This window comes from uncultured Slackia sp. (assembly GCF_959608125.1).
GTDB lineage: Bacteria > Actinomycetota > Coriobacteriia > Coriobacteriales > Eggerthellaceae > Slackia.
Map to the genome: position 1 here is coordinate 1 of NZ_CAUHPG010000035.1, position 14561 is coordinate 14561.

Annotated in this window: 10 protein-coding genes; 2 read left to right on the forward strand and 8 right to left on the reverse strand. The window is 59.5% G+C overall.

Translation table 11 applies throughout. From position 1 onward, the window contains the following. Window positions 1–1140 (reverse strand): 30S ribosomal protein S1 (gene rpsA, locus Q6E04_RS08825; protein ID WP_303250409.1); only part of this gene is annotated, 1140 nt, incomplete at its 3' end. Window positions 1141–1572: 432 nt separating this feature from the next. Here rpsA and Q6E04_RS08830 point away from each other — a divergent pair. After that, on the forward strand, window positions 1573–2334 hold the full coding sequence (locus Q6E04_RS08830; protein WP_123197865.1) for a mechanosensitive ion channel family protein: 762 nt from the start codon (window positions 1573–1575) through the stop codon (window positions 2332–2334). Between the two features lie 200 nt (window positions 2335–2534). Continuing rightward, window positions 2535–3536: a VanZ family protein gene (locus Q6E04_RS08835; RefSeq protein ID WP_303250410.1), complete on the forward strand. Its 1002-nt coding sequence runs from the start codon at window positions 2535–2537 to the stop codon at window positions 3534–3536. A 66-nt stretch (window positions 3537–3602) separates the two neighbouring features. Here Q6E04_RS08835 and Q6E04_RS08840 read toward each other — a convergent pair whose 3' ends face one another. The 7 genes from Q6E04_RS08840 to Q6E04_RS08870 form a co-directional block, all read right to left on the reverse strand. Next, entirely contained in the window at window positions 3603–4052 is a 450-nt protein-coding gene (locus tag Q6E04_RS08840; RefSeq protein ID WP_303250411.1) for a GIY-YIG nuclease family protein, read from the reverse strand. A 311-nt stretch (window positions 4053–4363) separates the two neighbouring features. Further along, a complete protein-coding gene (locus tag Q6E04_RS08845; RefSeq protein ID WP_303250412.1) occupies window positions 4364–5080 on the reverse strand; it encodes a response regulator in 717 nt (238 codons plus the stop codon). Between the two features lie 19 nt (window positions 5081–5099). Beyond that, window positions 5100–7829 (reverse strand): sensor histidine kinase KdpD, encoded by a 2730-nt coding sequence (locus Q6E04_RS08850; protein ID WP_303250413.1) that lies wholly within the window; start codon window positions 7827–7829, stop codon window positions 5100–5102. A 69-nt stretch (window positions 7830–7898) separates the two neighbouring features. Beyond that, window positions 7899–8501 carry a potassium-transporting ATPase subunit C gene (locus Q6E04_RS08855; protein WP_303250414.1) on the reverse strand — a complete coding sequence of 201 codons (603 nt, stop codon included), beginning with the start codon at window positions 8499–8501 and terminating at the stop codon, window positions 7899–7901. Between the two features lie 13 nt (window positions 8502–8514). Next, the gene (kdpB, locus tag Q6E04_RS08860) at window positions 8515–10578 is read right to left on the reverse strand and encodes a potassium-transporting ATPase subunit KdpB (protein WP_368656413.1); all 2064 of its coding nucleotides are present in this window, start codon (window positions 10576–10578) and stop codon (window positions 8515–8517) included. A 63-nt stretch (window positions 10579–10641) separates the two neighbouring features. Then, window positions 10642–12417: a potassium-transporting ATPase subunit KdpA gene (gene kdpA, locus Q6E04_RS08865; protein ID WP_303250416.1), complete on the reverse strand. Its 1776-nt coding sequence runs from the start codon at window positions 12415–12417 to the stop codon at window positions 10642–10644. 394 nt (window positions 12418–12811) lie between these two features. After that, window positions 12812–14113, reverse strand: a complete 1302-nt coding sequence (locus Q6E04_RS08870) for a hypothetical protein (protein WP_303250417.1) — start codon at window positions 14111–14113, stop codon at window positions 12812–12814. Window positions 14114–14561: the final 448 nt, after the last annotated feature.

A 14561-nucleotide genomic window follows, 5' to 3' on the forward strand; every position in this document is an offset into this window, starting at 1 on the left:
GGGAGCCTGGATGGACTCGTCGACCTCGATCTCGAAGCCCAGCTCGTCGGCAGCAGCCTTCATGGACAGGCTGATGCGACGACGGTCGGGGTTGATCTCCATGACCTTGACCTTGACCTCCTGGCCGACCTTAACGACCTGAGCCGGGGTGTCGATGTGCTTGGCAGCCATCTCGGAGATGTGAACCAGGCCCTCGACGTTGGAGCCGAGCTCGATGAAGGCGCCGAACGGAACGATCTTGGTGACCTTGCCGTCGACGATGGAGCCCACGGGATAGGACTCGACGAGCTTCAGCCACGGATCCTCGGTGGTCTGCTTCAGGCCGAGCGAGATGCGCTCACGCTGCAGATCGACGTCGAGAACCTCGACCTCCACCTCGTCGCCGACCTTGACGACCTCGGAGGGATGGTTTACGTGGTTCCAAGAAAGCTCGGAGATGTGAACCAGACCGTCGATGCCGCCCAGGTCCACGAAGGCGCCGAAGTCCACGATGGAGGAAACGGTGCCCTTGAGGCGCATACCCTTGGCGAGCTTGGAGAGGATTTCGGCGCGCTCGTTCTTGCGGCCCTCCTCCAGCAGCACGCGGCGGGACAGAACGACGTTGTTGCGGTTGCGATCCATCTCGATGACGCGGGCCTCGATCTCGGTACCCAGATACATATCCAGATCCTTGACGCGACGAAGATCGACCAAGGAAGCAGGCAGGAAGCCGCGCAGGCCGATGTCGAGGATGAGGCCACCCTTGACGACTTCGATAACCTCGCCGGTAACAACCTCGCCGGCCTTGAACTTCTCTTCGACCTGGATCCAAGCGCGCTCGTACTCGGCACGCTTCTTGGACAGGATCAGACGACCGTCTTTATCTTCCTTCTGCAGGACGAGGGCCTCGATTTCGTCGCCGAGAGCGACGATATCGGAGGGATCGGCATCCTTGCGGATGGAGAGCTCACGGGAAGGAATGACGCCTTCGCTCTTGAACCCGATGTCGAGCAGAACCTCGTCATGCTCGAGCTTCACGACAGTGCCCTTGACCAGATCGCCTTCGTCGAAGTCGGTCAGGGTGCCATCGATCATCTCGTTCATCAGGTCGTCGGAGATGTCCTCGAAGTCGATGACGGACGTGTTCTTGATTTCGGTCAAAACGGACCCCTTTCAAGCACGGGGACCCTTCGTCATGGTGGTTGAATTCAACATGTCTCGGGGGCCTACAGTTATCTACCCGCTCGCGGATTCGAGACGGGGCCGTCAGCCGTCGCTGACAAGCCGTTGCATTGTATCACAGGGCCCTTCCCCCACCGACATAAAACATGATCCGAAAAGGCGCGTTCCACGCTTTTTGCAAGAAACGGCACCGTTCGATCACGCATCCGGGCGTAGCCATCGTCCATGGAGAGTGGTTTCGGCGTCCGACGGCGCCGTCGAAACCGATAAGACGGCATCGAGGGCTCCGGCATGCAACATGTTTTATTTCCATGGTAAAGGAGGCGGGAAACCCCGTGCGCGACGGCATGCTATGCTTTCTTCCCGTCGAATCCGACCGCGCAAAATCCATTCGTCGCGCAAAGGAGTATCATGGACGCATTGGTCTCTCAGATCATCGAAATAGCCTCCCAGGAGTGGGTGCGGGACATCTTCTGGACCGTAGTGCTGGCGGCTGCCACTTTCGGCGTATCGCACGTGGTGGTCAAAGGCTTGCGAGCGCTGCTTAATCGCGACAGCAATCCGCTGCCCTCGTCGAGCATCATCGTCAATATCGCCCGCGCCGTCATATGGATCATCGGCGGCAGCATCATCCTGGACTCCTGCTTCGGCATCAACCCCAACGCCTTGATCACGGCCCTGGGCGTCGGCGGTATCGCCATCTCGCTGGGCTTCCAGGACACGCTGTCCAACCTCATCGGCGGCATCCAGGTCACCTTCATGGGAATCGTTCGCCCCGGCGACAACATCGAAGTCGGCACCGAGACGGGCGTCGTTCAGGACGTCAGCTGGCGCCACACCACCATCACCAACGCACGCGGCGAAACGGTGATCATCCCTAATTCGATCATCTCGAAGACATCGCTCGTCCAGCTGCCGCCTGTAAACCAGATCAACATCCCCTTCGCCGTCGTCGGAGACAGGCCCATGGATGATGTGAAATCCGAACTGCTCGTCGCATCGAAAGCGGCGGCGGAAGAAGTGTCCCCCGTCACGCAAGACCCCAAGATCTTCTTCTCAGAAGTCACCGAATACGGCTTCAAGGGCAAAATCATCATGCGCGTCGAAGACGCCGCGAAAGCAGGACTTGCCGTCGACGCCGTGGTGCGCGCGATCGCCCCTCTGACGCGCTAGCCGACGCGCTGGCTCCGCCGCGTGCGACAACGAAGCTGACATCTACCTGACATTTCGTCGACCCTTCTACCACGGTTCGCCATCCACGCCCGTTGCGCACGTTTCATGGCCTATAGTGAATCGAGGCCGACATCGAAACCGTCGGATGCCGTCCGCAGCGGCGGTCGGCACGCACGCACCGCATCACGAACGAAGGGGCCATGGATACCGTCTTCCGCTTCATCGAGAACTACAGCGACAACTTCGCCATCGCAATCGGCCTGTGGCCCATCGCGTCCTTCATGCTGACGCTGCCGATCCTGGCATACCTCTACCGCAGGGACGGGCGCATCAAAGCAGCATCGTTCGTCACGGTCTATCTGACCGTGCTCTACATCCTGGCCCTCGGCTGCTTCACGCTCTATCCGCTTCCACAAGGAGACGAAGGGCTCGGCATCACCTACGGAATCGCACCGCAGCTCAACCCGCTCGGCTTCATCGACGACCTGCGAAAGGGCGGCATATCGGCCGTTCCGCAGATTCTTGCGAACATAGCGTTCTTCGTTCCTCTGGGATTCATCGCATCGCGCCTGTTGCGCCTGAGCCTTCCCAAATCGATCGTCATCGGCTTGCTCGCCTCGCTCGCGATCGAGTTCACGCAGCTTACGGGCTTTTGGGGAATATACCCGTTCGCTTATCGCACATTCGATGTCGACGACCTTGTCTGGAACGCATCGGGCGCCGCGATCGGATGGCTGATAGCAGCCGCCGTCGCGCGTATCCTGCCTCCGGGATCGCTCGCCGAAGAAGGCGACGTCTCCGACGACCCCGGCCTTGTACGCCGCTGCGTGGCTCTCTGGCTCGACATGATACTGATGGGAATCGTCGTATCGGTCGGCGGCATGGTCGTTCGCTGCATCGCCCTTGTCATCGGGTTCGACGATTTCTCCTCCGTCAATGATACGTGGCTGCCCTTGATAAACACCGGAGCGTTTTTGGCCATAGAAGGAGCCGTGCCTTGGCTGAGCGGCGGCCAGACCCCGGGAGGATGGTTCGTGCGCATGACCTGCGAAACATGCAAGCGGGCGCCCTTGCGCAGATTCGCCTTCTATCTGGCGCGACTCACCACGATCGCCTGCATGCTCTGGTATTTTCCTCCGATAGCGCTCGTCCTGCTCGTGTTCTATGCGTTTAAAAAGAAAATGCCGCACGATTACATATGACGCATGTCAGCATCTACGATCTCATGACCATAAATGCTGACACGTTCGTGTCTGACAAAATGAAAATCAAAACTCTCTAACGTTCATTGTCGCCAACGCCTCGATAGCGTTCGACACATCGCCGCCTATACGATTCGTGCAGTATATATTGGGAAAATCTGCAACGAGATCGGCTTCGACGCCGTCGGTCAGCCTTCGTTTCCATATGTAAATCCTTGTTGTATCAAGTGCACGGAAAAAGTCGATGGAAAAGCACGATGTTTTTTCAGCATACATCGGAAGCAGCGTTCTATCGAAAGGTTTCATCGAAGACCAGTGCTGTCGAATCCTCTTCGCAATGTCATCACTTTTCCCGATATAAACTTGCTTGTATTCGTCAAGAACCATAATGTAGTATCCTTCGACACCCTTATACTGTCCGGGGTCGTCAACGGAAACAAATTCCTTGCGTCTCTTGATGAAATTATCTAGAGCCCTCTCGAAGGACGCTCGATCGAGGCGACCGAAGTACTCCATGTTCAAATCGTAGTTAGCAAGGCACAGTTTTCAATATTTCTGGCATCACTCTTGCCTGTATTCCCTTCCAGACGAATCGGTGTACGCGGCCATCTCCGCCAATGTAGGAAAAAACGGATTCGACGGCTTCGTGCTGATAGGCGCAAAGTCTTCCCTATTGAGCTTGAAGGAATATTTACGTTTCACTAATTTCAAGCCAAAATGTTCCATGAAAATCCTTCCGAATTACGTACGAATGGCCCCGGGGTATACGCATAAATAGATTCACGATCTCTACTGATGAGATTGTACGATTACGCAAAATGCAACAGCTAGTCGGACATCCTATAACCGATGCCTACATGGGTCTGGATATATTTCGGATGCGACGGATCGGCCTCAATCTTCTTGCGCAACGTGGCCATGAACACGCGCAGGCTTGCCATGTCCGATGCCAGTGCGCTGCCCCACACCTCTTTCAGAATATAGTTATGCGTGAGCACTTTGCCGGCATTGCGCGCCAATACGCAGAGCAGTTTGTACTCCATCGGCGTCAGATGCACCTCGTCGCCGTCCACCGTCACGCGGGCGGCGACGTAGTCGATATGCAAGCCGGCGTTGTCGTAAACATTTTGAACGACTGCCGCACCGCCCGAATCCTGTCGTTGCACACGGCGCAGCGCGACGCGAATGCGCGCGAGCAGCTCGTCGACCGAGAACGGCTTCACGATATAATCATCGGCACCGGCATCGAGGGCGGCCACCTTGTCGGCGTCTTCCAAACGTGCCGACACAACCAGAATAGCAACCTGCGACCACGAGCGAATCTTTGCAATCACTTCGGAGCCGTCCATGTCGGGTAAACCCAGGTCGAGAATGACGAGGTCGGGGCTCATCGAGGCGGCCGCCATAAGCCCCGTCGCACCGCGGTCAACCGCTTCGACGCGATAGCCTTGCAGATCGAGCGTCATCACAACCAAGTTGCGCACGGCGGGGTCGTCTTCCACCACCAAGATGGAGAAATGCTCGTTTTCCGAAGCGTCGGCCAAGACAAACCACTCCCTTTCCTCAATAACGGTTCCCTTCGCCCACGCCACGCATATCGGTCGCCGGCAGTGTGAACCAGAATATGCACCCGTGCGGATGTGCATCACGTACGCCGATGCGCCCGCCGTGGGCCTCGACGATCGATTTGCAAAGCGCAAGACCGAGCCCCATGCCGCGGCGGTGATCGCCCCGCTCATGCGACCCATTGTAGAACATATCGAAGATATGCCCCTTTTGCGAATCGGGAATGCCAGAGCCGTCGTCGGCTACGTCGACACGCACGCCCGACGCGTGCTTGTGCACGGAAATCGCAATGCGGCAGCCCTGCGGCGTGTAGTTCACCGCGTTGCCGATCAGGTTGACGAGCACCTGCACGATCAAGGCGGCGTCCATGTCGGCAAGAAGCGGCTCGTCCCCGCAATCGGCCGTTATCTCGTGGCCTTGCGCATGGCGCTCGCAATGGCGCACGGCCTCCTCCACCGCATCGGAAACAACCTCAGGTTGGATATGCAGATCGAGCCTCCCCTCTTCGGCGCGCGTAACCGCCAAGAGATTTTCCACCAGCTCGACGAGCCACAGCGAATCGTCTCTGATGTCGCGATATAGATGGTTCAACCAATCGGCGTCAAGGCGGCCTGCGCTTTCGAGCAACACCTCAGCATTGCCCGAAATGCTCGTGAGCGGCGTGCGCAAGTCATGGCTGACCGAACGAAGCAGATTCGAGCGAAGCGATTCGGTCTCCGCCTTCACCTTCATGGCCTGCGTCTCCTGAAACAGCCTGATGCGCTCCATGGTCTGGCCCGCTTCCTCCAAAATCGCTACAAGCAGGTTCTTCTCGAACGGCTCCACCTCGCCGCCATCCGCTATCGCAATCGCCGCCACGCCATGAACGCGGTCTTTACCGTGGATGGGCAGATACAAGCAGGACGAATCGGCAAGAGTATCGGTGGTCGCACCCGCCCGCTCGTCGTTGACGGCCACCCACGCGGCAACCGCCCGCTCCTTCTCGCTTGCCATATCAACAAGCACGCCACCCGAAGCGCCCGCAAGAACCCGACCGAACAAGACGGGGTCGCCAAGACGCGCCTGCGTGTCGACGTCATACACTGCCACCGGGCGTTCGAGCAGCTTAATCGCCTGGTCGGCTGCAATTTCGCGACATTGCTCCACGGTGGTTGCGCGGCGCAGGCGGCGACTCGTGTCAATCAGCACCTCGGTGCGATACGCACGACGCGCCGAAGCGGCGGCCTGTGTTTTCATACGCACGGTCAGAAGCGACATCACGAAACCACCAAGCGCCAGGCAAGCGAAAATCAACGGATAGCTCAACCCGTTGGCCATGAACGTGAAGCGCGGATAGGTGAAGAAGAAGTTGTAGGCGAACATCCCCAGCAAAGCAGCGGCCAAACTGTAAGTGACCGTATCGGCGAAACGAGCCACCACAAGGATCGAAAGCAGGAACAGCATCGGAACCACCGAAGTGGCGAGTCCCGCCTGGAACAGCGGTACAGCAACCGCGCACGACAAGGTCGTAGCTCCGAGCGCAAGACAAACGTCGCGCAAGGAAAAACGCAGGATAGGCGACTGCGCCGGGGCCGCCACCTTGCGCGACGCATCGCGCTCAGGAACCACCGACACCGTAAGCCCCGGCGCAAGGCGCATCAGCCGCGCAGCGAACGTCTCGCCGCAGCCGAAGAAGCGACGTGCGTTTCCGGCCGACCCCATGACCACGCGCTCGATGCCTGCGGCGGGTGCATACTGGGCGATCTGAACGGCGGCATCGTCACCCTGTACCGTGACCACATGTGCGCCGAGTTCTTCAGCAAGCGCGACATTCGCACAGATGCGGCGCTCCTCCTCATCCCCGAAAGGACGCCCGTCGCAGGTCGGCTCCACCACTAAAGCCGTCAGATTTCCGTGAAATGCCTGCGCCATATTCGCCGCCGCACGAATCGCGCGAACATCTCCCGGACGGTCGCTCACAAAAAGCAGCACGTCCTCGCCTGCGCCGCATTGTCCCTCGCCCACGTCGAGGCCGGCGGCTCGAGGGTTGCGGTTCAGCCTGTCGGCTGTTCGGCGCAGGGCGATTTCACGCAATGCAGCGAGATTTTTGCGCGAAAAGAAATTCGCCAGCGCGCGCGCCGCCGCATCGCTGCGATAAATCTTTCCTGCGTTCAAGCGCTCGATCAAATCGTCGGGCTCGATATCGATCAACTCCACCGATGCGGCCTGATCGAAAATGCGGTCGGGCACGCGCTCGCGCACGGGCACCTGTGTGATGGCGGCCACCTTGTCATTGAGGCTTTCGAGATGCTGCACGTTCATCGTCGTATACACGTTGATACCTGCGCGCAGCAGTTCCTCGACATCCTGATAGCGTTTCTTATGACGGCTGTTGTCGGCGTTGGTATGAGCGAGCTCGTCCACGATGACGATCTGCGGATGCCTAGCAAGGGCGGCATCGAGGTCGAATTCTCCCAGCACGACGCCTCGGTGGTTCACCTGCTTGGCGGGGATGCATTCCAACCCGTCAAGCAAGGCGAGCGTCGCCGGGCGCTGATGCGGCTCAACATAGCCCACCACGATATCGAACCCCTGCGCCGCCGCATCGTGCGCCGCTTCGAGCATGGCGTAGGTCTTGCCCACGCCCGCCGCATAGCCGAAAAAGATTTTCAAGCGACCCGCCGTCTCGTCGTCGCTTTGCTCGTCTTGCTTGATGCGACGCAACAAATCGTCAGGGTCGCGTCTCATGCCGTCAAAATCCACCTGCACTCGCTTTCGTCGAAAACATGCGCCGATTCTACAGACAACCGTCACACGCTACAGCACCCCGTCGAGCATAAGGTTCACCGCAAGCACGTTCACCGCGGCATCACCAAGCACGCCGAACTGCGGTTGCTGCGTGCATTGTGCAATGATCACGCGAATCTCGTCTTGCGACCTGCCCGTCGTGCGCGCCAGACGCTCGACCTGGTATTCGGCCGCTGCGGGCGAGATATGCGGATCGAAGCCCGAACCCGAGCAGGTCACCAGATCGCTCGGCACGGGCGCATCGCCCTGTTCGGGATGAGCCGCACGCACCTTTTCAACGCGCTGGGCCACCGCATCGCCGAATTCGAACGCAGCAGGACTTTCGTTGGTCGGTCCCGCCCACAAGAGCACCGAGCCGTCTTCGTCCGTAAACGTCTCGGCGTTGTAGTTCTGCACGCGTCCCCACATATGCGCATCGTCGCGATACGTCTGGCCAACCAACATGCTGTAACGGTTGCCGTCTGTTCCCTCGACGAAACTGCCGTTCGCCTGATAGGGAAATACGACTTGCGCCACCAGCGTAACTGCTGCGGTATAGACGATACCGCATGCGACACTTGCAAGCACGAACAGTCCCAAAGCCCGCACCCAATTCGCCATACTCTTCATCATCGGTCCCTTCCGTCTACGCCAGCCCGCATGCGACCAAAATCATGTCGATCGCCTTGATTGCCACAAACGGCAGCGCCACACCGCCCAGGCCGTACACGAGCAGATTGTGCTTGAGCAGCTGCGCACTCGATACCTCGCGATACCTCACGCCCTTAAGCGCCAAAGGAATGAGCACCACGATAATCAGCGCGTTGTAGATGATTGCTGACAGGATCGCCGACTCGGGACTTGCCAGCCGCATCACGTTGAGCGCGTCTAGCTGCGGATACAGGCCCACGAACAGCGCCGGAATAATGGCGAAATACTTCGCCAGGTCGTTGGCGATCGAGAACGTAGTGAGGCTTCCGCGCGTCATGAGCAGCTGCTTGCCGATGCGCACCACGTCGATGAGCTTGGTGGGGTTTGAATCGAGGTCCACCATGTTTCCCGCCTCTTTGGCGGCCTGCGTGCCCGAGTTCATGGCCACCGCCACGTCGGCCTGGGCGAGCGCAGGCGCGTCGTTGGTGCCGTCGCCGGTCATGGCAACCATGTGGCCCTCGGCCTGATACCGCCTGATTGCGTCGAGTTTGCTTTCGGGCGTCGCCTCGGCCAGAAAGTCGTCCACGCCCGCCTCGGCGGCGATTGCGGCGGCGGTCGTGGGGTTGTCGCCCGTGATCATGATGGTCTTGATGCCCATCTTGCGCAGGCTGGCGAAATTCTCCTTGATGCCCTGCTTCACGATGTCTTTCAAATAGACCACGCCGAGAATCGTATGGTCGCGCGCCACGAGCAGCGGCGTTCCGCCCGCGCGCGAAATCTCTTCGACAGCGCGACGGCAGGCGTCGCCGTACACGCCGCCGTACGATTCAACGTAGGCACGCACCGCATCGGCTGCGCCCTTGCGAATCTCGTGGCCGTCGAAGTCGACGCCGCTCATGCGCGTCTGGGCGGTAAAAGGAATGCTCGTCATGTTCGAGCCCTGCAAATCGCGGCCGCGGATGCCGAAACGCTCCTTCGCAAGCACCACGATCGAGCGACCTTCGGGTGTCTCGTCGGTCAGGCTTGCCAGCTGGGCCGCGTCGGCGAGCTCCTCTTCGGAGGCTCCGTCCACCGGCACGAACGCGCATGCCTGACGGTTGCCCAGCGTGATGGTGCCGGTCTTGTCGAGCATGAGGATATCCACATCGCCCGCCGCCTCAACGGCGCGCCCGCTCATGGCAAGCACGTTGGCGCGATTCAAACGGCTCATACCCGCGATGCCGATGGCCGAAAGCAGCGCGCCGATCGTGGTGGGGGCCAAGCAGACGAACAGGGCGACGAGATTGGTGATCGTGGTGGGGTTCGTCCTGCCCGCAAGCGCCGCGCCGAAATCGCTGAAGGTGAACAGCGCCAGAGTGACCAGCAAAAACACGATTGTCAACGCCACGAGCAGGATCTGCAGGGCGATTTCGTTGGGCGTGCGCTTGCGCGAGGCGGCCTCCACCATTGAAATCATCTGGTCCAAGAAGCTCTTGCCGCGCTCTTGCGTCACGCGCAGCACGAGCCAGTCGGAAAGCAGCGTAGTACCGCCCGTCACGCTCGAACGGTCGCCGCCCGACTCGCGGATCACCGGGGCCGATTCGCCCGTGATCGCCGACTCGTCGACCGACGCCGCCCCGACGATCACCTCGCCGTCGGCGGGAATCTGGTCGCCAGCGCGCACGAACACCACATCTTCGCGACCCAACTCGCTTGAAGAGACCTTCGTGCATTCGCGTTCATAGAATGCCGAAGGGTCGGCCTCGTGGGTGCCGCGGGCTGCAAGGCAGTCGTTGAGCTTTTTGGCCACGACGTCCTTTTTCGCCGCGCGGAGGCTGTCGGCCTGCGCCTTGCCCCGGCCTTCAGCCAGCGATTCGGCGAAGTTGGCGAACAGCACCGTCAGCCACAGAGTCGCGGCGATCGCGCAGATGTATCCAGGACGAGAGTCGGAAACGCCGGCAAGGCTCAAGAAAAACAGCCCCGTTGTCAGGATGGCCGAAATATACACCATCAGCATGACGGGGTTTTTTGCCTGCTCGCGCGGATCGAGCTTCGAAAACGCCCCCGACACCGCGCGCATCGCCTGCGCGCGGGAGGCGTCGGATGATACGGAATCGGTTTGCACCTTGATCGATCCTTTCTTCTATAGAACCATCTGGAGCTGTTCGGCGATGGGACCGAGCGCCAGCGCGGGAAACATCGACAGCGCCGCTATCAACGCCACGATCAAAATCAACAAGAACACGAACATCGCATTCGACGTGGAAAGCGTGCCCGCCGAAGCCGCCACCTTCTGGCGCGCGGAAAGGCTTCCGGCCAAACACAGCGCCGCGGCCATGGGAACGAAGCGGTTCGCGAGCATCTCAAGGCCGAGCACCGTATTGAGAAACGGCGTGTTGCAATCCATGCCCGCAAAGGCCGAGCCGTTGTTGCCGCCCGCCGACGTGGCCGCATAGAGCACTTCGGAAAAACCGTGCGGACCCGCGTTGGAAAGACTGGCGAACGTAGCCGGATCAAGACACATCGCCGCCGCGCCGACCAAGATGACCACGGGCGTGCAGATGGCGAGCACCACCGCCATGCGCATCTCCTTCGGCCCGATCTTCTTGCCCAGGTATTCCGGTGTACGCCCTACCATGAGCCCTGCGATGAACACGGTCAGAATCACGAAGCCGATCATGGAATACAGACCGCACCCGATGCCGCCGAAGACGATCTCGCCCAGCTGCATGAGCAGCATCGGCACCATGCCGCCCATCGGAGTGAACGAATCGTGCATGGAATTCACCGATCCATTGGAAGCCGCCGTGGTAAACGCCGCCCACAACGCCGAATCGGTCACGCCGAAGCGCGTCTCCTTTCCTTCCATGTTGCCGCCCGACTGACCGTCGGAACCCATATACACTGCGCCGTCCTGCGCGAGCTGCGGCGTGCCCGCCATCTCGAAGGCCGCCACGGCGAACAGCGCCGCGAGAAAAATGACGAACATGGCGGAGAACACCGCCCGTCCTTGACGGCGATCGCCCACGAAGCGTCCGAACGAGAACACGAGCGCCACGGGAATCAAAAGCAGGCTCGCGCATTGCAGCAAATTCGTCAGCGGCGTGGGATTTTCCAGCGCACTCGCGGAATTGACGCCGTTGTAGCCGCCGCCGTTGGTGCCGAGTTGCTTGATGGCCACCTGGCTCGCCTGCGGTCCCATGGGAACGACCATCTCGTCGACCGTCTCGACGGCAGCAGGGTCGTCCGCCGCGACTATTTCGCCGTCTTCGGTCACGCCCACCGGCTCCACGAGCTGCGTCGTTTCGTAGTCGGAGAGGTTCTGCGGCGAGCCTTGCGCCACGTCCACGATCGCAAGCACAAGCGAAAGCGGCAAAAGAATACCCAGCACGGCGCGCATGACGTCGACCCAAAACGACCCCAGCCCTTCGCTTTCCTGCGCGACAAGACCGCGGAACAGCGCGAACAGAACCGCCACCCCTACGGCGGGCGTAACGAAATTCTGCACCGTAAGCCCAATTGCCTGCGAGAAATAGCTCAGCGTGGATTCGCCCGCATACGACTGCCAGTTCGTGTTGCTCACAAAGCTCGCGGCAGTGTTGAAGGCCAGATCCCACGAGAGGCCATCGAAACCCTGCGGGTTGAAGGGCAGCACGCCCTGCAGCATCAGAATCGCCATCAGGCCCGCAAACGATACGATCGAGAAGACCAAGGCGACGAAAAGATATTTCCTCCACCCCATCTGCTCGCCCGGATCGACGCCCAAAAGACGGCATGCGCCGCGCTCGATGGGGGCTGTCACCCGACTCAAAAGATGCCTCTCACCCGCCATCACCTTGTTGATATAGGCTGAAAGAGGAAGTGCGCATGCAAGAAGAAAAGCCACGTAAAGGGCATATTCGGCAATTTCATCGATCACCTTTCATCCCCTCCCTGCAACAATACGTAAAACAGGTAGAGGGTCGCGATCGCGCCTATCGCGCCGACGCATCCCGTCACGACGTCCATAGATGATCCGTTCCTTTCCTCGAATGCGGCCGCAGCCGCGATGATGCCTGCCTCGGATTCCCGCGAACCCGCACCGTACAGACGGCACTGCCGTTTTGGGAAACGAAGCCACGCCGGCGGGCATGGAGGCATATGCCGAACGCCGGCTCGGTGCATACGATAGGAAAGTTCGAGTTAACGCGATGTTAGGAAAAGGACCACACGCATTAAGATTGCATTAAGACGCCGCGCGCTTTCATTCAAGCGCGTCCGAAACAAAACGAAACCCGCATTCGCCGAAAAGGCCGAATCTTCCAGTCTGAAGACTAGAGCACGCCCGTCGCAGCATCGCCCAAGCTCATCACGCGCTTGCGCAGAGCGGGGCATGCCTTGAACACGAACGCCCTCCCCTCGTGCTCGCGCACGAGGCAGCCGCGTCGCTCCAATTCGAGAAAGTCGGCGCGCGCGGTGGCATAGGCGACGTCGAACGTCCTTTGATGAGGGCCGATGCGCAAAGCGGCATCGGGTTCTTTGCATAATGCCGAGATGATCGATTTCTGGCGATCGTTCATAGGGAAATCGAACATGGTGCCGATACGGTCGTTCAGGCGCTTCAGGCCGTCGATCGTCTCTTCGAGCCGGTCGATTTCGTTCAGATAGAACTTCGTGTACATGAAGAAATACGACGTGAAGTCGAATCCGAATCCGCGGTCTACCGACCAGCTCTCGAACACCGACTTCATCAAGGGCGTATTGAGGCTGCCGAACGGGTAATAGCCCACGGGAACCCAGCTGAGCACGGGAAAGCCCCACTTCGCCGCAAGCACGTTGCGCAGCAGGACGCCCACCAGCGAATTGAGGCAAGGAAACACCTCGAAGTTCCAGAAGTACCACGTGATGTTGATGATGCGCTGGATGGGCCCGAAGCGACGTTCTTCGCCCTCTTCGAGCTGCGCAAGATGACAGATCGCATCCAAGCACGCCTTGCTATCGGGCGGGGATATGCGATCGTCGATGGGGCAGAGCTTCTCACGTCGAGGAAGAAGGCTGACATCGACGCCGTCGACTAGACGATAGTACAAAGTCTCGATCAGCCCGTGCGTTATTTCTCGTACGCCGAGCGAATCCGCCTCCCTGCTTATCTCGATATAGTTTCCAATAACGCGGTCGAGGGGCGTGCGGGGCGTACGCCGTGCGGCGAAGATGTCGTGGATGCGCCCGTCCGAAACGTCGGCCCCTTCCGCTTCAAGAGCTCGGGCGAGCGTGCGCTCGATCGAGCGGGTCAGAAACGGCGAGCCTTTCAAGACGTCGATGTCTCGATCCAGCGGATAGCCCGCCTTGCAGCGAATCTCGAGCATCTTGGAATCGAAGGAGAGGGCGGTAGTGGTGACGAACCAGCAATCGGCGGTTCGATACGGTTCGTTCGGCATGAATACGGCCGCTTGCTTGCGAATAGCTGTCAGAAGCTTCCAGGTACCATCTTTGTCATAGCCGTCGGGAAGCTCGTAATCATCCAGGTCGTCGTACAGAAGCAAGCCGCTATCCGACGCGGCGCGCAGGCGACGCAGGCGCTCGTCGTTCATGAGCGTCAGGATTTCGTCCTTGGCGCACTCCGATCTTTCCTGCATACACGCCTCCGATCGCATGTCCGCGCAACGGTCCGAACCGCACGCAACGCACGGCCCTTCCGGGCCGTATCCGAAGCTCCGCCGCACAGGTTCCACGCCATCGTGCACGAGCATCCCGCATCGACGGTGCATACGGGCTACTTTACTATCGATCCCCAACAAAAGCAGTATCGATTAAAATCATATTATCTATCAATTTATTAGATATTGATATTAAAACGAAATCATCTATAGTGAAATCATCGCAAGATTCGGTGTACGGAATACCGAAACCCCACGATAGTAGGGATGTTTGCCACACGGAATCAAGCGACCGCATCGATGAAGGACCGTATTGCGACCACGTTCCGCACAATCACGATGCGTATGGATCGCCTCCTTAAAACCGGGCATCCGGGTCATCGAGAACCCCTTCGAACCGCCGCGACACACGGTTCGAAGGGGTTCC